This is a genomic window from Candidatus Pelagibacter sp. HIMB1746, assembly GCF_052047555.1.
GTDB lineage: Bacteria > Pseudomonadota > Alphaproteobacteria > Pelagibacterales > Pelagibacteraceae > Pelagibacter.
The window spans coordinates 288,397-308,264 of the sequence record NZ_JBNAJZ010000001.1 but is presented as its reverse complement, the minus strand read 5'-3'; the positions used below and the strand labels follow the sequence as shown (position 1 = coordinate 308,264).

Here is a 19,868-nt window from a genome sequence, read left to right as displayed (position 1 = left end):
TTGAAGCCTAATTAACTTTAAGTTAGAAGTATAGAAAAAAAGTAGTTATTATAAAATTATTTTATAGTGATGCAGTTTTGAATTGTATGATTAATGTTTTTGTAAATCTATTTATTTTAATCTTTAGGAGCCTTAGATTAAATTTAATAAATAAAATAAATTCAATATAGGAAAAATTTATGAGTTCAGGTAACAAATATAAAGTAATAGCTAGTAAAATTAAATTTGAAGGAAGAGCATTTATTAATGGTAAATATGTAAATGCTATTGATGGACAAAAATTTGAAACAATAAATCCTGCAACTGGTAAAAAACTTTGTGCTGTTGCAAAATGTAATCATAAGGATGTTGATTTAGCAGTTAAAGTTTCAAGAAAGGCATTTAATAGTGGAGTGTGGTCTAAAAGCTCACCTGAACACAGGAAAGAAGTTTTATTAAAATTTGCTGAGTTACTTAGAAAACATGGCGATGAAAATTCAGTTTTAGAATGTATAGACACAGGTAAACTTATTGCTGATTGTATTAATGAAGTTGCAAATGATGCTCCAATGCATTTTCAGTGGTATGGAGAATTAATCGATAAAGTATTTGGAAAAGTTGGTCCAACAGAACCTTCTATTACTAGTTTAATTGTTAAAGAACCAATTGGTGTTGTTGCTGGAATTGTTCCTTGGAATTTTCCTTTAATGATGGCGGTATGGAAAATGGCCCCAGCACTTGCAGCTGGTTGTTCAGTGATAATTAAACCAGCAGAAGATACACCACTCACAGCTATTAGAGTTGCTCAAATTGCAAAAGAAGCTGGCGTACCAGATGGTGTTTTAAATGTACTTCCAGGTTATGGTGATGTTGGTGAAGCTTTAGGTCGACACAAAGATGTTGATGCAGTTTCTTTTACTGGTTCAACTGAGGTTGGAGGATACTTTTTAAAATACGCAAGTGAAAGTAATTTAAAACCTGTTGCATTAGAGATGGGAGGAAAAAGTCCATTTATAGTATTAGAAGATGCTAAAATTACAGATGACTTAATAGATAATGCTATGAATTCAGCATTTTGGAATGGTGGACAAAACTGTTCAGCCAATATGAGGCAGATAGTTCATAAGAAAGTTAAAGATGAATTTTTACATAAAATTATTAAAAAAGTTAAAAAGTTAAAAGTTGGAGATCCATTAGATCTCAAATCAAATATGGGGTCTATGATTTCAAAAGGTCACCTACAAACTGTTGATGGATATATTCAAACAGGTATTGATGAGGGTGCAAAACTTTTATCCGGTGGTGTTTCCAGTAAGAAACAAAAGGGTTTTTATGCAAAACCAACTTTATTTGATGGGTTAAAGGAAAATATGACTATCGCTCAAGAGGAAATTTTTGGACCAGTGCTTGGCGTTTTAACTGTCAAAAACGATGAGGAGGCATTGAAAATTGCAAGTAATTCTAAATACGGTTTGCATGCAAGTGTGTTTACTCAAGACATAAACAGAGCATTTCATTTAGCTAAAAGTTTACCTTGTGGAACTGTATCAGTGAATACTTTTTCTGAAGGAGATATTAAAACTCCTTTTGGAGGATATAAGCAATCAGGTTCTCTAAGCAGAGATCAAGGTACTGAAGCTTTAAATTCATTCCTTCAAACGAAAACTATTTGGATAAGTCATAATTAATTAATGATCAAACCATACAAAATAAGTGTGCCTAAAAGCACACTTAATACTATTTATAAAAAAGTAAGAGCCTATCCATGGAACATGATGCAAAATGTAAATGGATGGGAGTATGGAACTAATTATAATTATTTAAAAAAAATCTCTCAATACTGGGTTTCAAAATATAATTGGAAGAAATTTGAAAACAAAATTAATTCTTTTAAAAACTACAAAACTAATGTGGATGGTATAAATCTGCATTTTATTGTTGAAAAAAGTAAAAACCCTAAATCAAGACCATTATTACTTTTGCACGGATGGCCTGGCAGTGTAATTGAGTTTTTTGATATCATTCCAAAGCTTGCTCATCCTGAAAAATATGGTGGAAAAATTGAAGATGGTTTTGATGTAATTGTGCCTTCTTTACCAGGATTTGGTTTTTCAACTCCGATTAAAAAAGCTTTAGGTCCAAGGAGGATTGGAAAAATTTTAAATAAATTTATGGTCAAAAATTTAGGTCATAAAAATTATATTGTTCAAGGTGGGGATTGGGGAGCGACTATTGCTGCATGGATTGGTCTTGATAGTGCAAAAAATTGTAAGGGAATTCATATTAATTGTTTACCAATCAGACATCCAAAAGGACCAAGAAATAATAAAGAAAAAAAATGGGAAAAAAAATTCAATTTTGATCAAATAATGCAGGAAGGCTACAGGACTCAACAAGCAACTAAACCCCAAAGTTTGTCTTATGCAATGATAGATAGTCCAGTCGGAACAGCAGCATGGATTTTAGAAAAGTTTCATGGTTGGTCCCACCTAAACAAAGGCAAGATAGAAAAAACATTTTCAAATGATGAATTAATATCAAACATAATGATCTATATTATTACAAATAGTTTTAATACTGCTGCTTGGATTTATTTTGGAAGAAGAAAAGAAGGCGGCAGGTCTTTTCCAAAAAACTTTAAAAAAATAAATGTCCCAACAGCAATAGCAGAATTTCCAAAAGAAATGCTAGAATGGCCTCCAAAATCTTATGTGAATAGAATTTTTAATATTAAAAGATGGAAAAAATTTCCCAAAGGTGGTCATTTTGCAGCTTTAGAGGTTCCAAATTTATTAATTAATGATATTAAAAATTTTTTTAACGAAGATTTAAAAATATTCAAATAAGTGAAAACACCCCTATTAAAAAAACAAGTAATTAAAATTTTTCAAAAGTTTGGTTTAAGTAAAGATCATGCTTTAATTTCTGCTAATGCTTTAATTAATGCGGAACTAGTTGGTGCTTATGGTCATGGTTTATCTAGACTTAAAATGTATTGTGACCGTATTTCTAAAAAAGTAATTAATCCAAAACCAAAAATAAAAATTAAAAAAATTTCATCTTCTATTTCTCATATTGATGCAAATAATAGTATTGGATTTGTTGCTGCTGATCTTGGAATTAAAACTGCAATTAAACATGCTCAAAAAACTGGAATAGGAATGGTTGCGGTAAAAAATAGTGGTCACTATGGTTTATCAGGTTATTACGCAGAACAAGCAGTTAAGAAGAATTTAATAGCAATGATTTATACAAATGCTCCTCCAGCAGTTGCCCCTCATGGTGCATTAAAAACTTTATTTGGAACTAATCCAATTTGTTTTGGAACCCCTACTGGTTCTAAAATTCCTTTTATTTTAGATACCTCGATCTCAATGATCAACAGAGGTAAAATTAGAGTTGCTGCAAGAAACAATCAAACAATTCCTGCAGGTGTTGCCTTAGACAAATTTGGAAAACCAACTACTGATGCTAAAAAAGCATTAGAAGGAGTTCAGTTACCTATTGCTGGTTTTAGAGGTTCAGGACTTGCTTGGATGGTAGATATTTTAAGTGGTGTACTAACTGGAGGAAATCATGCAGGTCGAGTTAAAGATCCTTTTGATGATTTTTCAGGACCACAAAATATAGGACATTTATTTATAACTTTTAAAGCAAACCTATTTCAAAAAAATTATAATCAAAGAATTAAAGACAATATTAAAACAATTAAAAAACTTCCTAAAATCAAAGGTGTTAAAGAAATAATGTATCCAGGACAAAACAAATTTAATCGTTACAAACAAAATCTAAAAAAAGAAATCAATATTCCAGATATTATTAAAAAAGATTTAGAAACTTTAATAAGTTAAAAAAGTTAAAACTCCTAAACAAGCAACAACAGAAGAAACGATGATTGTTCTTTTAACTTTTTCTTTTTTTTTCTCTTCAAGAAGTCTTTGCTTTAGAACATCCACATTCACTCTTTGTGGAGCTTCAATATTTTGAGAGGGGTTCTCAATTTCAACAGATGTTCTATTTAAGCTTTCTGTACTCATAATTTTTTAAATACAACATCACTTAATCATTACTATTTACATTATTACATACTAGGAATGTCCAAAATGGGTTGACACTAATATATATGTTGTCCATATTGGGTTTTTTTAAATTATGAGCATGATACCAAGTATATCTGAAGCACTTGATGAAAAAAAAGTAACATCAGCAATCAATAAAAAATTTAATAATTTCGTTCCTTTTTTTTATAAATTTGTATCTGAATGGATAATCAATGCTTATTCAAATTTTAAAGACATAGAGATGTATATGATCCTGATCTATTTCGTTAATAATGTTTTTAAATTCTATAGAAGAAATGGAATTCAGGTCGATTACAACACCTTTTATAAAGATGAAACTTTAGAAATCGAAGAAATTAAAATTATTGAAATTTCTAGAGATCTTCAAATTCCCAAAGAAAGTGTAAGAAGAAAGATTATTTATCTAGAAAAAATTGGCGTAATTAAACGAACAAGAAAAAAAATTTTTATTGATAGATCCGCTTATGAAACGGTACGGCCAAAGAGTGGATTAAAAAATATATCATATTTAATATCTATTTCTTCAAAAATTTTGAAACAAGAAAATCAAATTCAAAACTCTTTTTCTTCAACTGAAATATCAGATGGTATTAAGCAACATTTTTCTTTTTGTTGGTACGAATTTTATAAATTTATTTTTTCTTACTATTTTCGATGGAGGAAAGAATTGGGTGATTTGGAAACATTATGTATAGCCTTACTTATCATATCTAATGCATCGTCAAATAAAGATTTAGTTATTCAAGATATAGATATTGAAATCTGGAGAAAGAGAATATCTTATGCAGACAAGGTTGGATTGAATTCTATGTCTATTTCAGACATTACAGGTATTCCGCGACCAACTGTTGTTAGAAAAGTAAATTCTTTAATCAAAAAAGGCTATGCTAAAATGGATCAAAAAAAATTAATTTCAGTTAATATTGAAAAAAAGGTATTTTCAAAAACTCAAAAAATACAAGAACAAACAATAAAGGAAATTTCAGAATTAATTTATAAAATTTTGAATAAAGCAACAATTAGCTAGATCTTCCTAAAATATATATAAAAATAAATCCAGTAATATACATGACTAAAGCATAAGCGGCTGTTGGTATCATGTAAGCAACATCATTAAAAATTTGAGTTGCAACAAATACTGCTAAAGTTCCATTTTGAAGACCACACTCTAAAGAAATACATTTTCTCTGAGCAACACCAGTTGCAAAAGCTTTCGCAATATAAAAAGCTAAAATCATCATCACTATATTTAAAACTAAAACTGCTATTCCAGCTTGAGCTAAATAATTAAAAATATTTTCTCTTTCCTCAATCCATATTGCTGCAAACACAATAACAAATAATAAACTAGTGGTTCTATTGACGATGTTAATATTTGAAGAGATAAAATTTTCTGTAAATCCTCTTATAACCATTCCTATAATCACTGGAACAGTTACAACTAAAGCCATTTTTAATGCAATCCCAGTCATAGTAATCTCTTTAGAGATTTCGGTAACCCCTAGCATTCCAGCTGAAGTAAAAACTATAAATGGAACTGAAATAATACTAATTAAACTTCCAACAGCTGTTAAAGAAATTGATAAAGCCACATCTCCATCTGCAAATTTAGTAAGAACATTTGATGTAACACCTCCTGGTGCAGCAGCTATAATCATTAAACCTAAAGATATTTCAACGGGTAGTCTTAAAATTAATACCAATATGTAAGCTACAATTGGTAAAAGAATTAATTGGCAAATTATTCCGATTAAAAAATCTTTTGGATTTCTAATTACTCTCGTAAAATCTTTTACAGATAAACCAAGTCCTAGGCCAAGCATTATCAATGCTAAAGCTAATGGTGCTATTTTAGTAACTATTTCCATGTTTTAAATCTCAGATAAATTATAACTTTTTCGTATATTATTTCTATATACATATTTTAATTATACTATATTTGTAAAAAATGCTCTCAAACAAAGAAATTGTCTGTCCAAATAAACTATTAGATATAGCTCATAGTAAAAAAGGAGTTAAGGTTGCAGTAGTAAATGCTGGTAAACCCCTACCCATGTTATCTGTTCAAGACGCTGTAAATGAAAATCTAATTGAACCAGTTTTTATCGGTCATGAAGTTGAAATACAAAAATGTGCTGAAGACCTTGGTTGGGATATATCAAAATACGAACTTATCCATGAGCCAGTTGAAAACAATACGGCAAAAATTGCAGCTAAACTTGCAAGTGAAGATAAAGTTAAAATAATTGTTAAAGGACATATTCATACTGACGTTCTAATGAAAGAAGTTTTAAAGCGAGAATACAACTTATTAGGTAAAACTAGATTAAGTCATATCTGGCATATGACAGTTGAAAAAGAAGATAAGCCATTAATAATAACAGATGGTGCTTTAAATGTTTTGCCAAATGTTAAAACTAAAATGCATATCCTGAAAAATGTAATAAATTTTTCAAATCGTATTGGAATTGAAAGACCAAAAGTTTCTGTATTGTCTGCAACAGAAGAAGTTTTAGAAAGTGTACCAAGTTCAATTGAAGCTGCTGAAATAACAAAACTTGCTAAAGAGGAAAATTTAAATGCAGATGTGTTTGGACCTTTAGCATTTGATAACAGTATTTCTAAAAAATCTGCTGGAATTAAAGGTATTAAAAATTTAGTTGCAGGAGAAGCTGATGTATTGTTGGTTCCAAGTGTTGAAACTGGAAATGCTCTAGTTAAAATGATGATTTATTTTATGGGTGCCTGTGCTGCAGGAGTTGTGGTAGGAGGAAAAGTCCCGGTTGTAATAACTAGTAGATCAGATGAAGCGCAAGCAAGATTAGCATCTATAGCTGCGGCAGTAGTAGCTTTAGACTAATTTAAAATTATTAATCAATTGAATTAATATCTTTTATACTTTAAATAAATATTCTCAAAAAAAAGGAAACATTCAATGACTATACAATATCTAAAAAAATCACCAAAAACATCTTCGACAGATGATAATAAGACAACTGGAATTGTTCAGGATCTATTAAATGATTTAGAAAAAACAAAAGAACAAGGATGCATTGATTTAACAAAAAAATTTGACAAATACGATGGTGAAATAATTGTTTCCAAGGAGAGAATTGAAGAGATTAAGAAAACTCTAGATCAAAAAACAAAAGACGATATTCAATTTTCTTATGATAGAGTTAGAAAATTTGCTGAAGCTCAGCTTAAAAACTATGGTCAAGATTTTGAGGTAGAATTATCTGATGGTTTGTTTGCCGGTCAAAAGTTAATTCCTGTTAACACTGCTGGTTGCTATATACCAGGAGGAAGATATGCTCATATTGCATCTGCTGTAATGAGTGTAACTACCGCTAAAGTTGCTGGTGTTAAAAATATTATTGCATGTAGCCCGCCAAAAGAAGGTATTGGAGCTCATCCAACAATTGTTTATACAGCTGATTTATGTGGAGCAGATGTAATTTTAAATTTAGGTGGAGTTCCAGCTATTGCTGCAATGACAAATGGATTATTTAATAATCCTCCAGCAGATATAATTGTAGGACCTGGTAACCAATTTGTAGCTGAAGCAAAAAGAATATTATTTGGAAAAGTGGGGATTGATTTATTTGCAGGCCCTACTGAAATTGGAATTATTGCTGATGCTAAAGCAGATCCTGAAATAGTTGCAGTTGACTTAGTGGGTCAAGCAGAACATGGGTATAACTCACCATGTTGGTTATACACAACAAGCAAAGACCTTGCAGAAAAAGTAATGAAAAGAGTCCCTGAATTAATTGCAGAACTACCAGAGGTTCCAAGGCAAAATGCTGATGCAGCATGGAGAGATTATGGAGAAGTAATTCTTTGTGACACTGATGAGGAGATGGTTAAAATTAGTGATGAATATGCTCCTGAGCATTTAGAAGTACAAACTGAAAATCTAGAATGGTTTCATAAAAGACTTACAAATTATGGTTCTCTATTTGTTGGAGAAGAAACAACAGTTGCTTATGGAGATAAATGTTCTGGAACAAATCATATTTTGCCAACAAAAGGTGCTGGCAGATACACTGGAGGTCTTTTTGTTGGTAAATTCATTAAAACTTTAAGTTTTCAAAGAATGACAAAAGAATCTACAGAGCTAGTTGGTGCAGCAGCTGCCAGAATATCTAGATACGAAGGTATGGAAGCTCATGCAAGAACTGGTGACGTTAGGCTTAAAAAATACGGTTATTAAAAATACTTATTAGGAGTTAAAATGAAAAAATTTGAAGAAGTAATGAGCGTCAGTAATGAAATTGAAAACATCACTGCTGAAGAAGCTAAAAAGAAATTAAATGATCCTAATGTTCAATTTATTGATGTTAGAGATAAAGAAAGCTTTTCTAAAGGAACTATTGGAAATGCAATGCATTTAGATAGAGGTTTGCTAGAATTTTATTTAGCTGAAGGAAGCCCTATTGAAAACGATACTTTTAAAAATAATCCTGACAAAGAATATGTTGTATTTTGTGGTTTAGGTGGACAAGGAACTCTTGCTACAAAAACAATGAAAGAAATGGGAATTAAGAATGTTAAAAATATTACTGGCGGTATGTCAGAGTGGGATAAATTAAAAGATTAGTAGTCAGACAAATCTCAAAACTAAAGTATTAAAATTAAGTAAGCTTAAAAAAATATTATTCTGAGATAAAATCTTTTACCAGAATATTAAATCTATCTGGTTCTTCTAAGTGAACATTGTGACTGCAATTTTCAAATATTTCTAGTCGACTATTTTCAATATTTTTATTTAATGTATCGACCTGTTCAAAATTATAAGAGATATCTTTGTCACCCCATATAATTAAGGTGTCATTTTTAATATTTTTCAAATTATCAATACCTCTCCAATTTTTCATTGCAAGTAAGGCGTTATCAGCAGTTTCTAATGAAACATTTTTAACTGCATTGGAACATAAAAAATAATTTTTGTCTTTATCTCCTTTTACAAACCATTTAGGTGGAACTCTTGAAAATGATGCTTCAGCACCTTCTTTCTTAAGTTTCTCTCGTGTTTCGTCCATAGTTTCAAATCTACCTGGAATATCTCCAATAGATCCTGTTGCAAAACAGATTAATTTATTAACTCTGTCACCTATTAATTTTGTTATTTCTTGAACAATCATTCCACCCATAGAATGTCCAATTAAATTAAATTTTTCGATTTTTTTTTCATCTAGTATTTCAATTATTTTTTTTGCCATCGCATTAATAGAATTTAATGATTGCGCATTATGACTTTCACCAAAACCAGGAAGTGCAGGAGCAATAACTCTAAATTTTTTTGAAAAGTAATCTTTTTGAAAGCACCACATTTCTGATGAACCTAAGTATCCATGCACTAAAACAAATGGAAAACCTTCTCCTTTATCATCTACAAAGATATCACTCATAAAAACTTAATTATCATTTCCTTTAAAATAAACAAAACTAAAAAACTCATAAAAGCTATGATGAAAATATTTATTACCTGCCATATTTTTTTGTCATTAGCATACTTAGATAGATAATTTGATAAATATCCCAAAGTAAAGAAAAACAAAAATGAAGCAAAAGATGCTCCTATCCCAAATGCTAATTTTTGATTTAATAAATAATTTTTAGAGAAATTTCCAAGAATAAAAACTGTATCTGAGTAAACATGTGGATTTAAATATGTGAAACCTAATGTTTTTAAAAAAATATTTAACTTAGATATTGCACTAAAATTAATTTGAAAATTAACTTCTTTATAATGAGTTTTAATTTTTGAATAAATAAAATGAATTAAAAAAACTACTAAAAGAAGATTGAAAATAAATTCTACTATTGGATTAAAAAATTGGTTGAAAAAATGAAATAAAAAAATTCCAACAAAAATTAATATTAAATCTGAAACAGAACATACTAAACAAACTAAAAATACATGCTGTTTTTTTAAACCCTGTTCAATTACAAATATGTTTTGAGCACCAATTGCTAAAATTAAACTTAAGCTGGTTAAAAAACCTAATAATACATATTCCATTGATTTTTCTTAAACTCTTTTTCTACCCTGAACAACTCTATCTAGAATAAGAGCTACAAATAATATAGCAACACCTGCTAAAATACCTTGTCCTACATTGGCATACTGAAGTGCTTCTAATACATCTTGACCTAAACCTTTGGCACCGATTAATGATGCAACAACTACCATAGCTAAACTTAACATTACTGTTTGATTAACACCTGCTAATATAGATGGAGTTGCTAATGGTAGATCTACTTTTCTAAGCAAATACCATTTAGATGCCCCATAAGCGATTGCAGCTTCTCTAATTGTTTCAGGTACTCCTCTTAAGCCAAGAACTGTTAGTCTAACTACAGGTGTTCCACCAAATATCATTGTAATAATAACTGCTGCGACTTTTCCAGTTCCAAAAAATGCTATTACAGGAATCATGAATACGAAAGCAGGCATTGTTTGCATGAAATCCATAATTGGTCTGATCATTGAATAAAATCTTTGTCTCCTTGCACAAAAAATTCCAAGAGGAATACCAATTACAATACTTAACACTGCTGCTGTTCCTAAAAGAGCTAATGTTGTCATTGCTTTAACCCAGAAACCTAAAAATCCCATGTAACATAAAAATCCTGCCGAATATATTGCAGCTCTAGGTCCTGCCGCTAATCCAGTTAAGGTTACAATAGTTGTAATAATTACTATCCATGGAGTTTTTACAAATAGCAACTCTAAGAAATCTAGTACTGATCTAATACCAATAGTGATTGCAGTAAACAATGCATCTCCTTTTAATACTGCATAATCGAAGATCGTTTCTACCCATTTTATTGATGTTAACCGGATATCAGGATGGGTTGGGAAATCATCCATTAATGAAATTACACCAGGAAAACTATAATGCACTACAGAAAAAAACATAATAACTGCAGCAAACATTGTACTCGAGACAAAATTCTTAACTTGCATTCCAGGTCTTAGAGTTTTGTCTGATAACCATTCTGAATATCTTTTTTCTAATATCGAGTTGGCTAGTATTCCTTGAACAACTTTAACGGCAATTAATAATCCAATACCAAAAATTGTAATCCAAATAGCTGATGCCTCAATCCTTGCTACTTCATCTATGTAGCCTTGCATTGCATCTTCTAGTGATTTGATATTTCTTTTATAAACCTCAACTTTGTCTGGATTATTTGTAATAGCTGCTTCTAACTGTTTGTTTCTAAAAGCTATAGTTGATTCAACTTGTTTGATTTTTTCTACAGCTTCTTTAGTGATATTACCAAACAAACCTCTTATTATTTGAACAACAGAAAAGGTTTCAATAATTAGAAAGGCTAAAGCCCAATTCCAAATATTTCTCATTCCAAACCAAATAGGTCCTAGAATTCCAGCATACAAATTAAATGAAAATGAAAAAGAAGGCTTGCTTCCAATTTTTTGAAATTCTTTAATATAATATTCAGGATTAGATTTTACAAAATCTGTAATTAATTCTGATCTGGTTGGATTATGAATTTGTTTATTCTCCATCTCCACCCTCTATAACCGCTTTTAAAAGATCTGATTGTGTTAACACACCAACATTATTTTGATTACTATCTTTAACTACCAATGGTCCTTCGCTAGATTTTGATAACTCAATGAGCTTACTTAATAATTCATTTTCTCCAACACTTTTGCTGTTTTCATTTAATTTTCCATTAGCACTCTCATAACTCTCAATGGATTGCATGATTGTTTTTGCTTGAACAACTTTTAGTCTTGAAATTCCTTTTACAAAATCAGCAACATATTCATCTGCAGGACTTACAACTATTTCTTCGGGTGTACCTATTTGGATTACTTTTCCGTCTCTCATAATTGCAATTCTGTGTCCTACTCTTACCGCTTCATCTAAATCATGAGTAATAAATACTGTGGTTTTTTTCATTTGTTTTGAGAGTTTGATGAATTCAGCCTGAAGCTGTCTTCTAATCAGTGGATCTAATGCGCTAAAAGGTTCGTCCATCAAAAGAAATTCAGGATCAGCTGCTAGTGCTCTTGCAAGACCTACCCTTTGTTGCATTCCCCCAGATAGTTCGTGAGCAAACTTATTGCCCCAACCTTGTAGCTCTACAATTTCTAAAATTTTATTTGCAGCATCTAATCTATCATTTTTGCTTACACCTCTTATCTCAAGCGGCATTGCAATATTATCAACAACAGATCTGTGAGGCATGAGTGCAAAGTTTTGAAAAACCATACCTATTTTTTTATTTCTTAATTCTTGAAGGTTTTCTCTATCTAAGGCCATTACATCTTGACCATTAATTAAAATTTTGCCTGATGTTGGTTCTAAAAGTCTATTGATATGCCTTACTAATGTAGACTTTCCACTTCCAGAAAGCCCCATAACACAGAATATTTCACCTTGTTTAACATCAAATGAAACATCTGAAACTCCAATAACTGAGTTGTAATTTTCTAAAGCTTCTGTTTTTGAAATTTTTTTATTTTGGATTGCATCTAATGCTTCTTTAGAAGTATTGCCAAATACTTTCCAAACATTTTGAATTTGTATTGCTGAACTCGATGAATCCATTTTTGTCTTTTATTATAGGAAAATATACTCGGCAATCTTAAATTGCCGAGTATAGATTTTGATTTAGATTATAGTCCTAACCAACCGTCTACAGTTGATTTATTTGCTTCCATCCAAGCTCTTGCTACATCAGCTGGATCTTTTTTCTCAACTGAAACTGCATAAGCCATTGCAGAAACATCATCAGCTGTTAATTGAAAATTCTTAAAGAATTCTACAATTGCTGGTGATTGACTCTCTAAAGAAGTAGCCCAACCGATTTGGATTTGCTTAAGAGCATCTTTTGATGCAACATAAGATTTCTTGTACCAGTCAGCATCTGCTTTAGGTTGAATCATTTTATATTTAGCAGGATCATATTTTGGTTCTGTTAACATTACTACGTCAGCCATTCCCCAAATTGCATGAGGCTTGTAACAATAGAATGCATAACCTTCACCTTTTTTGATTGAGTCTAGTACTCTTGCATTTTTAACTGCTTCAGCAGCTCTAACCGCTTCGATACCAGCATCATATAAACCATAGTCTCTTAATTTAACTTGGTTAACATTTGCAGAAGCCCAACCATCAGCACCAATCCAAAACTCACCTTTACCATTTCCATCACTGTCCATTGCTTTAACAACTTCTGGTCTAGCTAAGTCTTCAATTGCTGTAATATTCATTTTTTTTGCAAACTGTTGAGAAACACAGTAACCTTGGTTTCCTTCATATGGTTTGCTGCTTAATTTTAAAGTTCCTTTTGGAACTAAATCGTTAGTGTAAGCTTCTTGGTTTGGTAACCAAATATCAGGGTGAACATCGATTTCACCTTTTCCTCTGTCAATTGCTGCATAAATTGCAGTATTGTTTCCAGGAACTAATTCTGCTTCACCACCCATTTTGTCTATAACTACTGCAGCAAGTAAATTTGCAATTGCAGTTGCACCTGTCCAACCTGGATCTCCAATTTTAACTTTTTCTGCGTTAGCAGAGAAAATTGATAAAATTGAAATTAATCCAGCTACAAGTGTAGATTTGATTATTTTCATTATTGCTCCTTAATTATTTAAAAATAAAGTCTATCTCTAATTAAGAGATGCTGTCAAAGAAAATAAGTATCTAAAAAATTGATATCTACTATTCTGGATTTGATGTAAGAGTTTTAATCTCTAAAATATTTTCATTAGGGTCTTTTACAAAGAATGTTTCTTGTTCATACTTGGTGCCTTTAAATCTTAAGTATGGTTCGTCATAATATTTAGTGCCACTATCTTTTAATCTTTGTTTAAGTGCATCAAAATCTTTTCTAGATAAATGAACACCAAAATGGGGTACTGACACGTTTCCCATGTCCACATCATGTCTTTCATTATCTAATTTATGATCACTTTTATGAAGTGTTAATTCATTACCCCAAAAGTCAACATCAGCCCACTCTTGTGCAGAATTATCAAGTCTGCATCCTAAAGTCTCGCTATAAAATTTTTTTGCTACCTCTAGATCACCACAAGGTATAGCTAAATGAAAACAATTAGTGTTTTTGTACATAATTAATCTTTAATATCAGATTATAATGACTATATAAGCCACTTATTAAAATTTCAAGTGAGCATAAAATACAATGAATGATTATTTACAATCGATAATTGATAGAGATCCTGCAGCAAAATCAAAGCTTAGTTTGATTTTAACCTATCCAGGTGTCAAAGCAGTATTCTTTCATCGTATAGCAAACTTTTTTAGTACTGCTAAATTTTATGTGGTTGCAAGAATCATTTCTCAATTTTCAAGATTCTTAACTGGAATTGAAATTCATCCTAATGCAAAAATTGGAAAAAATTTATTTATCGATCATGGTATGGGAGTTGTGATTGGTGAAACTTCAGAAATTGGTGATAATGTTACTATCTACCATATGGTTACATTGGGTGGAATTGCACCAAGTATAAATTCAAATGATCAAAGAAATATGAAAAGACATCCAACAATTAAAGATGAAGTGGTTATTGGATCAGGAGCACAGGTGTTAGGTCCAGTAACTGTTGGACGATGTGCAAAAATTGGAGCAAACGCAGTAATTACAAAAGATGTTCCTGAAAATGCAGTGATGGTTGGAATTCCTGCTAAGAATGTTGGAATAGCTGATAGTGAATTTAAACCTTACGGAATTACTCCTGATAGTGATAAAAAATCAGAAAATGAATAATACACAAAACGATTTTATTTCTGGAATTGGAAATACTCCTCTTATAAAACTTAGAGCTGCATCAGAGATTACTGGTTGTAATATTTATGGTAAGGCAGAATTTTTAAATCCAGGTGGATCTGTAAAAGATAGAGCCGCACTTGCATTAATTAAGGATGCACAAGAAAAAAAATTGATTTCTAAAGGAGGAACTGTTGTTGAAGGTACTGCCGGTAACACTGGAATTGGTTTGGGTCTTTTAGGAAATTCTTTAGGTTACAAAACTATTATTGTAATGAACGACAATCAAACTCAAGAGAAAAAAGATTTACTAAGAAACCTTGGTGCTGAGTTAAGATTAGTTGAACCGAAGCCTTATAAAGATGACAATAACTTTGTAAAGGTTGCTGCAAGACTAGCAGATGAATTAAGACCCTCAAACAACAATGGAGTTATTTGGGCTAACCAATTTGATAATACTGCAAATGCAAAAGGTCATTATGAGGGAACAGGTCAAGAGATCTGGGAACAGACTGAGGGTAAAGTAGATGGTTTTGTGTGTTCATCTGGAACTGGGGGCACCATTTCGGGTGTAAGTAATGCATTAAAAGAAAAAAATAAAGATATCAAAATTTACCTTTCAGACCCCAAAGGTTCTGCTCTTTATAATTATATAAAGAATGGAGAGTTAAAATCTGAAGGAAGATCTATAACAGAGGGAATTGGTTCAAGTAGAGTTACAGCAAACTTTAGTGAGGCTAAAATTGATGACGCCTACTCAATTGATGATCATGAAGCTCTACCTATTCTTTATGATTTAATTCAAAATGAAGGTCTAAGTTTAGGAACTAGTTGTGGAATAAATATTGCTGGAGCTATTAAAATGGGAAAAGAATTAGGACCTGGTAAAACTATCGTTACTATTCTTTGTGACAGAAGCGATAAATATGCAACTAAAATGTTCAATAAGAAATTCTTGGAAGAAAAAGGTTTGCCAATACCTTCTTGGTTTTAAACGTAAATTTTATCTGCCAAACCGTAGCAAAGAATAGAACTCAAAATTAAAAACACAACAGGAGCAATTATCCCTTCGTTAGAAGTTTTTTCATTTATTCCAGTTTTATCAATTTTGATAGAATAAAAGTTTGTTAGAAAAACACATGCATGAATAATTACTATTAATGTAAAAAATGCCCAAGTATCTTCAACACCGTTTGGTCTAACAAACATTATATAAAGAGCCATAATTACCCATCCAAGCATTAAAGCTCCTACAAATCTGACAATGACTGCCGCACTATGATCTATTTCAAATTTGTCCATGAATTTTTTAGTTCCAACAATAGTTTGAAAACAATAAACACCTATTCCAATAAAATGTGCAAGGAACACTATTAAATAGAAAATACCATTAAATTTTTCGATCATGACAAAACCCTATCAAATTTTACCATCAGATAAAACAAGATAATCAGCAATTTTTTTCTCCTTAATTGCATAACTGACGCGCGTTATAAACACGAGAGACTTTGTCATGAATATGTAACAGTCTTCGATTACTTATAATTAATAATTAAAAAGAAAGATAAAATGAAAAAAATAATAATAGTTTTGGTACTTAGTTTATTTACTACAATTGCTAACGCTGACGGCCATGCAAAAGCAAATGCGTTTGCTATTACTTTGAAAGTTCCAGCTAGTGATGTTGCTAAAGTTGAAGAAATGTTGAAAACGCACCATAAATGGATGAAAGAAACTCATCCAATGACTGGTGAAAAAAAATTAAATTCATATTCAGTTATCAAAGGACCTGAATGGAATAATCCTGCAGATCCTTCACAAGGTATGACTGGAAATATGTATTTTATTTTAACTGAGTATTATGAAAATCCTGCTGGTTTTCAAAATCACCAAGAGCTTGGAAGCAAATGGCCTATGATACAAGAATTTCAACAAATGCTATTCAGTTATGTTGTGGGATATACATTTCCTGGAACAACTGTTGTCACGATAGAATAGAAAGGAGAAAATTTTGATAAAAATAATAATAACTTTATTCAGTGTTTTATTTCTAACTTCTGTACACGCCGATATGTCTGATAGTGACAAGAGTAAAGCTTGGGAATGTAGTGGTATTTATATGGCTAACTATTTCTTGCCAATTGGCGAAACGTTTGAATATAGTATGAAAGAAAAATCTATGGCATCAGTTAAAGTTTTAAAAGCTTATGCCTTAGAAGTTGGAGTCCCTGAAAAGCAATGGGATGAAGGAGTAAACAAAGCTGTTGATAAGTTTTATGGATCTAAATTTGACGAGGCTAAAACTAATGCCTGTCATGAATTTATAAACTCAACGGTACCTAATGGAGAAGATAGAGTAAAAAAAGTAGTACAAACTCTATATTAGAAAGGAATAAAAATATGATAGTAAAAATAGAAGGACCAATAGAAACTTTTGCTAAATGGAAAGCGATGGTTCACAATAATTCAGAGAAGGTTAAAAAATATGGAATGACATTTTTGTACGCTGGAACTGAAAAGAGTGATGATACTAAATTCATAACTATTGTAAAATTTGACACGATGGAAGGTATGCAAGGTTTCAAAAATGATGAGGAACTGCATAAAGAAAGAGCAGCAGCTGGTGTTGATTTAGAAAAAAATGTAACAACTCCAATGAGTGATGACTTTCTTGAACAGTATAAAGGTTAAATTAAAATATTGGTTAAGGAGAAAAAATGTCTAAATTTTATATTATTGGAAAGATTAGTCGTGATCTTGCTTTGAGAATGCAGAGCGATCCAAATGCAGACAGAGGAGCAGCGATCAAAGCTATTTGTGATACTGTTGGAGCAAAGTTTCATAGTTATGAGTGGGTTCGAGGAAGATTTGATGTAATCAATGTTATTGAAGGAGATTACGAAAGTGTTCTTGGAATGAAAGTTGCAATTATGAATGCAGGTTTAATGGAAGATATTATGATTCATGAGGTATTTGATTATAATAAAACTTTCAACAAAGCTGCAGATGCTGGAAAAAACTTTAAAAAACCAGGTGAATAAAAGAAAGGAATAAATGTCTATCTTAGAAAAATATAGTGCTGCATTAAAAAATAAAGACGAAGCAGCTATGAATGAGCTTTTGCATGATGATTTTAAATTTATAATGCATAAATCAGGAAATGTTTTAACAAAAAGTGATGTTATCAAATGGGCAATGAGTGGTGACATCAATCAAGATAAAGTTAGAATTGTTTACGAGAATGATGAAGTTGGAATTCATCATGCTTTTGTTACATTTAACGATGGAAATGTTGAGGCTGTAATGGCGGTTTATAAATATGACAATGGAAAAATTGTTAGTTTAGAAACTGGTGCTACACCTATGCCAAAATAAGTGAGTAAAATTGATTTTTATTTTTCGATAGGAAGTACTTATACCTATCTTTCTGTAACTAGAATACTTGATGTTGAAAAACAACATCAAGTAAAATTTAATTGGAAACCTTTTTCAGTTAGAGCAATCATGAAAGAAATGAACAATATCCCATTTCCAAAGGATAAGATTGATAAAGTTAATTATATGTGGAGAGATATTGAAAGAAGAGCTGAGGGTTATGGTTTTTTTGCTAAAACACCAGTTCCCTATCCTTTATCAGAATTTGATTTAGCAAATCAAATTGCAATTCTTGGATTTAAAGAAGGCTGGGGAGAAAAATTTGTAATGTTGACTTATAAAAAATGGTTCCAGGAGGGTAAAGAACCCGCAATTGATCCTAGCATTTCTGAAGTTTGTACTGAATTAAATTTAAATAAAGAAGACATAATATCTAAAGCAAAGTCAGAAATTATAGAGGCACAATATAATGAAAACACAAATTCAGCTCGTGAAAATAAAATTTTTGGCAGTCCATCTTTTATAGTAAACAATGAAGTCTTCTGGGGAGATGATCGAATGGAAGATGCCATTAAATGGTCTCTTAAATAATTATATATATTTTAATTAAATTCATTTAAAGTTATTAAATGAGTCTTGCTTCTTCATATTTGTTCCTAGGCGTTGCTGTATTCCTAGGAGTTACCTCAAATAGTTTTGCTAAAAGTGCTGAAGGTTTTACTCTTCTCTTTCCAAGTATAATTACTGCAATTACAATTGTTCTGTGCATGTATGCACTTTCGTTGGTGATGAAGAATATACCAATGGGTATCACTTACGCTTCATTTGCAGGATTAACAATTATTGCAACAGTCATAGTAGGTGTAATTAAATATAATCAAGTTCCAAACCTTTACTCCATGATCGGACTAGCATTTATAATTATTGGAGTTTTAATGGTTAATTTGTTAGGTAGTAAATAATATGAAGCCTCTTATAGGATATTTATTTTTAGCTAATGGTATAATTTTTGGAATAGCTTCAAATAGTTTTGCTAAAATTTCTGAAGGTTTTACAAAACTAACTCCTTCAATTTTATGTATCCTTTTTATGTGTATTACAATGTTTTCAATTGCAAAAGCTATGCATGCAATACCTGTTGGGTTTGCTTATTCAATTTATAGTGGCTTAACAGTAACAGGAGTTGTTCTTTTTGCTGTATTAAAATTTAATCAAGTTCCCAATGTTTATGGGTTAATTGGAATTGCTTTAATTATTATTGGCGTTGTAATGGTTAATTACTTAGGTCGATTAAATTGATATTTTTTTAAAATGTCTGGAAGTTGATAACTTCCATCTTCATTTAAAGATAATTCATATTCATTAACAACAGTTCTTGTGTCTAATGGAGAATATAAATGTGGGTACATATCACCATTTGATGCTTGTTCCCAAAGTAAGTGTTCAAGTTTAAAAGCATTTACTCTCAACAAAACAAGGTTTTCTTTATTTGGAAAATGTTTTTTTAAGGTTTCTTCGACCTGATCTTCCTCTGAGAAATGAATATAGCCATCTTTAATATCTTTTTCAGATCCACCATAAGTTCCAGATTGTTTAGCTTTTTGCCATTCTTCTTTATCTATAACTTTAAAAATAAATTCTAAATTCATT

At 30.9% G+C, this 19,868-nt stretch carries 27 protein-coding genes; 17 read left to right on the top strand and 10 right to left on the bottom strand.

The window, feature by feature from the left end; translation table 11 throughout:
* The first annotated feature begins 179 nt into the window (after nucleotides 1–179).
* The 3 genes from ACTTBM_RS01680 to ACTTBM_RS01670 are packed head-to-tail and all read left to right on the top strand — an operon-like array spanning nucleotide 180 to nucleotide 3,830.
* Entirely contained in the window at nucleotides 180–1,667 is a 1,488-nt protein-coding gene (locus ACTTBM_RS01680) for an aldehyde dehydrogenase (RefSeq protein ID WP_440634456.1), read from the top strand.
* 3 nt (nucleotides 1,668–1,670) lie between these two features.
* Nucleotides 1,671–2,825, top strand: a complete 1,155-nt coding sequence (locus tag ACTTBM_RS01675; RefSeq protein WP_440634455.1) for an epoxide hydrolase family protein — start codon at nucleotides 1,671–1,673, stop codon at nucleotides 2,823–2,825.
* On the top strand, nucleotides 2,826–3,830 hold the full coding sequence (locus tag ACTTBM_RS01670) for an Ldh family oxidoreductase (protein ID WP_440634454.1): 1,005 nt from the start codon (nucleotides 2,826–2,828) through the stop codon (nucleotides 3,828–3,830). It begins immediately after the preceding gene.
* On the opposite strand, the gene ACTTBM_RS01665 is transcribed toward ACTTBM_RS01670, so the two are convergent.
* Nucleotides 3,819–4,016, bottom strand: coding sequence for a hypothetical protein (locus ACTTBM_RS01665; RefSeq protein WP_440634453.1), 198 nt, complete (start codon nucleotides 4,014–4,016; stop codon nucleotides 3,819–3,821). The two genes, ACTTBM_RS01670 and ACTTBM_RS01665, sit on opposite strands and share 12 nt — an antisense overlap.
* Before the next feature lie 121 nt (nucleotides 4,017–4,137).
* Here ACTTBM_RS01665 and ACTTBM_RS01660 point away from each other — a divergent pair, with 121 nt between their 5' ends.
* Nucleotides 4,138–5,088 carry a MarR family transcriptional regulator gene (locus tag ACTTBM_RS01660; protein ID WP_440634452.1) on the top strand — a complete coding sequence of 317 codons (951 nt, stop codon included), beginning with the start codon at nucleotides 4,138–4,140 and terminating at the stop codon, nucleotides 5,086–5,088.
* On the opposite strand, the gene ACTTBM_RS01655 is transcribed toward ACTTBM_RS01660, so the two are convergent.
* Complete coding sequence (locus tag ACTTBM_RS01655) at nucleotides 5,081–5,929, bottom strand: bile acid:sodium symporter family protein (protein WP_440634451.1); 849 nt, start codon at nucleotides 5,927–5,929, stop codon at nucleotides 5,081–5,083. The genes ACTTBM_RS01660 and ACTTBM_RS01655 overlap by 8 nt on opposite strands.
* A gap of 80 nt (nucleotides 5,930–6,009) precedes the next feature.
* Between ACTTBM_RS01655 and ACTTBM_RS01650 the strand changes: the two genes are divergently transcribed.
* The 3 genes from ACTTBM_RS01650 to ACTTBM_RS01640 all read left to right on the top strand — a co-directional run bounded on the left by ACTTBM_RS01650 (nucleotide 6,010) and on the right by ACTTBM_RS01640 (nucleotide 8,664).
* Nucleotides 6,010–6,921: a bifunctional enoyl-CoA hydratase/phosphate acetyltransferase gene (locus tag ACTTBM_RS01650; protein ID WP_440634450.1), complete on the top strand. Its 912-nt coding sequence runs from the start codon at nucleotides 6,010–6,012 to the stop codon at nucleotides 6,919–6,921.
* A 75-nt stretch (nucleotides 6,922–6,996) separates the two neighbouring features.
* Entirely contained in the window at nucleotides 6,997–8,277 is a 1,281-nt protein-coding gene (gene hisD / locus ACTTBM_RS01645) for a histidinol dehydrogenase (RefSeq protein ID WP_440634449.1), read from the top strand.
* A gap of 21 nt (nucleotides 8,278–8,298) precedes the next feature.
* Nucleotides 8,299–8,664: a rhodanese-like domain-containing protein gene (locus tag ACTTBM_RS01640; RefSeq protein WP_075505893.1), complete on the top strand. Its 366-nt coding sequence runs from the start codon at nucleotides 8,299–8,301 to the stop codon at nucleotides 8,662–8,664.
* A 55-nt stretch (nucleotides 8,665–8,719) separates the two neighbouring features.
* Here the strand turns inward: ACTTBM_RS01640 and ACTTBM_RS01635 are convergent, their stop codons facing one another.
* The 6 genes from ACTTBM_RS01635 to ACTTBM_RS01610 all read right to left on the bottom strand — a co-directional run bounded on the left by ACTTBM_RS01635 (nucleotide 8,720) and on the right by ACTTBM_RS01610 (nucleotide 14,185).
* Nucleotides 8,720–9,475 (bottom strand): alpha/beta fold hydrolase, encoded by a 756-nt coding sequence (locus ACTTBM_RS01635; RefSeq protein ID WP_440634448.1) that lies wholly within the window; start codon nucleotides 9,473–9,475, stop codon nucleotides 8,720–8,722.
* Nucleotides 9,472–10,089 (bottom strand): LysE/ArgO family amino acid transporter, encoded by a 618-nt coding sequence (locus ACTTBM_RS01630; protein WP_440634447.1) that lies wholly within the window; start codon nucleotides 10,087–10,089, stop codon nucleotides 9,472–9,474. The genes ACTTBM_RS01635 and ACTTBM_RS01630 overlap by 4 nt, the downstream gene beginning before the upstream one ends.
* A gap of 9 nt (nucleotides 10,090–10,098) precedes the next feature.
* Nucleotides 10,099–11,604, bottom strand: coding sequence for an ABC transporter permease (locus ACTTBM_RS01625; protein ID WP_440634446.1), 1,506 nt, complete (start codon nucleotides 11,602–11,604; stop codon nucleotides 10,099–10,101).
* On the bottom strand, nucleotides 11,594–12,655 hold the full coding sequence (locus tag ACTTBM_RS01620; protein ID WP_440634445.1) for a quaternary amine ABC transporter ATP-binding protein: 1,062 nt from the start codon (nucleotides 12,653–12,655) through the stop codon (nucleotides 11,594–11,596). The genes ACTTBM_RS01625 and ACTTBM_RS01620 overlap by 11 nt, the downstream gene beginning before the upstream one ends.
* A 68-nt stretch (nucleotides 12,656–12,723) precedes the next feature.
* On the bottom strand, nucleotides 12,724–13,686 hold the full coding sequence (locus ACTTBM_RS01615) for an ABC transporter substrate-binding protein (protein WP_262590496.1): 963 nt from the start codon (nucleotides 13,684–13,686) through the stop codon (nucleotides 12,724–12,726).
* Between the two features lie 88 nt (nucleotides 13,687–13,774).
* Nucleotides 13,775–14,185: a VOC family protein gene (locus tag ACTTBM_RS01610; RefSeq protein WP_145595791.1), complete on the bottom strand. Its 411-nt coding sequence runs from the start codon at nucleotides 14,183–14,185 to the stop codon at nucleotides 13,775–13,777.
* Nucleotides 14,186–14,258: 73 nt separating this feature from the next.
* Here ACTTBM_RS01610 and epsC point away from each other — a divergent pair, with 73 nt between their 5' ends.
* Both epsC and ACTTBM_RS01600 read left to right on the top strand, forming a co-directional pair.
* A complete protein-coding gene (gene epsC / locus ACTTBM_RS01605; protein ID WP_440634444.1) occupies nucleotides 14,259–14,843 on the top strand; it encodes a serine O-acetyltransferase EpsC in 585 nt (194 codons plus the stop codon).
* Nucleotides 14,836–15,837 carry a cysteine synthase A gene (locus ACTTBM_RS01600; RefSeq protein ID WP_440634443.1) on the top strand — a complete coding sequence of 334 codons (1,002 nt, stop codon included), beginning with the start codon at nucleotides 14,836–14,838 and terminating at the stop codon, nucleotides 15,835–15,837. Before epsC ends, ACTTBM_RS01600 begins: the two co-directional genes overlap by 8 nt.
* Here the strand turns inward: ACTTBM_RS01600 and ACTTBM_RS01595 are convergent.
* Nucleotides 15,834–16,250 carry a hypothetical protein gene (locus tag ACTTBM_RS01595; protein ID WP_075505089.1) on the bottom strand — a complete coding sequence of 139 codons (417 nt, stop codon included), beginning with the start codon at nucleotides 16,248–16,250 and terminating at the stop codon, nucleotides 15,834–15,836. The genes ACTTBM_RS01600 and ACTTBM_RS01595 overlap by 4 nt on opposite strands.
* Nucleotides 16,251–16,412: 162 nt before the next feature.
* On the opposite strand from ACTTBM_RS01595, the gene ACTTBM_RS01590 reads away from it, so the two are divergent.
* From ACTTBM_RS01590 to ACTTBM_RS01555, 8 genes are all read left to right on the top strand, one after another.
* Nucleotides 16,413–16,841 carry a hypothetical protein gene (locus ACTTBM_RS01590; protein ID WP_075505876.1) on the top strand — a complete coding sequence of 143 codons (429 nt, stop codon included), beginning with the start codon at nucleotides 16,413–16,415 and terminating at the stop codon, nucleotides 16,839–16,841.
* 73 nt (nucleotides 16,842–16,914) lie between these two features.
* Nucleotides 16,915–17,229 (top strand): hypothetical protein, encoded by a 315-nt coding sequence (locus tag ACTTBM_RS01585; RefSeq protein ID WP_440634442.1) that lies wholly within the window; start codon nucleotides 16,915–16,917, stop codon nucleotides 17,227–17,229.
* A gap of 14 nt (nucleotides 17,230–17,243) precedes the next feature.
* Nucleotides 17,244–17,534 (top strand): hypothetical protein, encoded by a 291-nt coding sequence (locus ACTTBM_RS01580; RefSeq protein WP_262590490.1) that lies wholly within the window; start codon nucleotides 17,244–17,246, stop codon nucleotides 17,532–17,534.
* 26 nt (nucleotides 17,535–17,560) lie between these two features.
* Entirely contained in the window at nucleotides 17,561–17,884 is a 324-nt protein-coding gene (locus ACTTBM_RS01575) for a hypothetical protein (RefSeq protein WP_440634441.1), read from the top strand.
* A 13-nt stretch (nucleotides 17,885–17,897) separates the two neighbouring features.
* Entirely contained in the window at nucleotides 17,898–18,218 is a 321-nt protein-coding gene (locus ACTTBM_RS01570; RefSeq protein WP_440634440.1) for a nuclear transport factor 2 family protein, read from the top strand.
* The gene (locus tag ACTTBM_RS01565; protein WP_440634439.1) at nucleotides 18,219–18,809 is read left to right on the top strand and encodes a 2-hydroxychromene-2-carboxylate isomerase; all 591 of its coding nucleotides are present in this window, start codon (nucleotides 18,219–18,221) and stop codon (nucleotides 18,807–18,809) included.
* 38 nt (nucleotides 18,810–18,847) lie between these two features.
* Nucleotides 18,848–19,180: a DMT family transporter gene (locus ACTTBM_RS01560; protein WP_440634438.1), complete on the top strand. Its 333-nt coding sequence runs from the start codon at nucleotides 18,848–18,850 to the stop codon at nucleotides 19,178–19,180.
* Between the two features lies 1 nt (nucleotide 19,181).
* The gene (locus ACTTBM_RS01555) at nucleotides 19,182–19,517 is read left to right on the top strand and encodes a DMT family transporter (RefSeq protein ID WP_440634437.1); all 336 of its coding nucleotides are present in this window, start codon (nucleotides 19,182–19,184) and stop codon (nucleotides 19,515–19,517) included.
* On the opposite strand, the gene ACTTBM_RS01550 is transcribed toward ACTTBM_RS01555, so the two are convergent.
* Nucleotides 19,496–19,867, bottom strand: a complete 372-nt coding sequence (locus ACTTBM_RS01550) for a DUF952 domain-containing protein (RefSeq protein ID WP_440634436.1) — start codon at nucleotides 19,865–19,867, stop codon at nucleotides 19,496–19,498. The two genes, ACTTBM_RS01555 and ACTTBM_RS01550, sit on opposite strands and share 22 nt — an antisense overlap.
* Nucleotide 19,868: the final 1 nt, after the last annotated feature.

Excerpts from the sequence above, each read along its gene's own strand:
- ACTTBM_RS01550 (WP_440634436.1), bottom strand. The coding sequence starts at position 19,867 with ATGAATTTAGAATTTATTTTTAAAGTTATAGATAAAGAAGAATGGCAA.
- ACTTBM_RS01650 (WP_440634450.1), top strand. The coding sequence starts at position 6,010 with ATGCTCTCAAACAAAGAAATTGTCTGTCCAAATAAACTATTAGATATA.
- ACTTBM_RS01660 (WP_440634452.1), top strand. The coding sequence starts at position 4,138 with ATGATACCAAGTATATCTGAAGCACTTGATGAAAAAAAAGTAACATCA.
- ACTTBM_RS01590 (WP_075505876.1), top strand. The coding sequence starts at position 16,413 with ATGAAAAAAATAATAATAGTTTTGGTACTTAGTTTATTTACTACAATT.
- ACTTBM_RS01655 (WP_440634451.1), bottom strand. The coding sequence starts at position 5,929 with ATGGAAATAGTTACTAAAATAGCACCATTAGCTTTAGCATTGATAATG.
- hisD (WP_440634449.1), top strand. The coding sequence starts at position 6,997 with ATGACTATACAATATCTAAAAAAATCACCAAAAACATCTTCGACAGAT.
- ACTTBM_RS01625 (WP_440634446.1), bottom strand. The coding sequence starts at position 11,604 with ATGGAGAATAAACAAATTCATAATCCAACCAGATCAGAATTAATTACA.
- ACTTBM_RS01595 (WP_075505089.1), bottom strand. The coding sequence starts at position 16,250 with ATGATCGAAAAATTTAATGGTATTTTCTATTTAATAGTGTTCCTTGCA.
- ACTTBM_RS01665 (WP_440634453.1), bottom strand. The coding sequence starts at position 4,016 with ATGAGTACAGAAAGCTTAAATAGAACATCTGTTGAAATTGAGAACCCC.
- ACTTBM_RS01620 (WP_440634445.1), bottom strand. The coding sequence starts at position 12,655 with ATGGATTCATCGAGTTCAGCAATACAAATTCAAAATGTTTGGAAAGTA.
- ACTTBM_RS01680 (WP_440634456.1), top strand. The coding sequence starts at position 180 with ATGAGTTCAGGTAACAAATATAAAGTAATAGCTAGTAAAATTAAATTT.
- ACTTBM_RS01675 (WP_440634455.1), top strand. The coding sequence starts at position 1,671 with ATGATCAAACCATACAAAATAAGTGTGCCTAAAAGCACACTTAATACT.
- epsC (WP_440634444.1), top strand. The coding sequence starts at position 14,259 with ATGAATGATTATTTACAATCGATAATTGATAGAGATCCTGCAGCAAAA.
- ACTTBM_RS01555 (WP_440634437.1), top strand. The coding sequence starts at position 19,182 with ATGAAGCCTCTTATAGGATATTTATTTTTAGCTAATGGTATAATTTTT.
- ACTTBM_RS01640 (WP_075505893.1), top strand. The coding sequence starts at position 8,299 with ATGAAAAAATTTGAAGAAGTAATGAGCGTCAGTAATGAAATTGAAAAC.
- ACTTBM_RS01615 (WP_262590496.1), bottom strand. The coding sequence starts at position 13,686 with ATGAAAATAATCAAATCTACACTTGTAGCTGGATTAATTTCAATTTTA.
- ACTTBM_RS01630 (WP_440634447.1), bottom strand. The coding sequence starts at position 10,089 with ATGGAATATGTATTATTAGGTTTTTTAACCAGCTTAAGTTTAATTTTA.
- ACTTBM_RS01585 (WP_440634442.1), top strand. The coding sequence starts at position 16,915 with ATGTCTGATAGTGACAAGAGTAAAGCTTGGGAATGTAGTGGTATTTAT.
- ACTTBM_RS01635 (WP_440634448.1), bottom strand. The coding sequence starts at position 9,475 with ATGAGTGATATCTTTGTAGATGATAAAGGAGAAGGTTTTCCATTTGTT.
- ACTTBM_RS01610 (WP_145595791.1), bottom strand. The coding sequence starts at position 14,185 with ATGTACAAAAACACTAATTGTTTTCATTTAGCTATACCTTGTGGTGAT.
- ACTTBM_RS01560 (WP_440634438.1), top strand. The coding sequence starts at position 18,848 with ATGAGTCTTGCTTCTTCATATTTGTTCCTAGGCGTTGCTGTATTCCTA.
- ACTTBM_RS01600 (WP_440634443.1), top strand. The coding sequence starts at position 14,836 with ATGAATAATACACAAAACGATTTTATTTCTGGAATTGGAAATACTCCT.
- ACTTBM_RS01580 (WP_262590490.1), top strand. The coding sequence starts at position 17,244 with ATGATAGTAAAAATAGAAGGACCAATAGAAACTTTTGCTAAATGGAAA.
- ACTTBM_RS01575 (WP_440634441.1), top strand. The coding sequence starts at position 17,561 with ATGTCTAAATTTTATATTATTGGAAAGATTAGTCGTGATCTTGCTTTG.
- ACTTBM_RS01570 (WP_440634440.1), top strand. The coding sequence starts at position 17,898 with ATGTCTATCTTAGAAAAATATAGTGCTGCATTAAAAAATAAAGACGAA.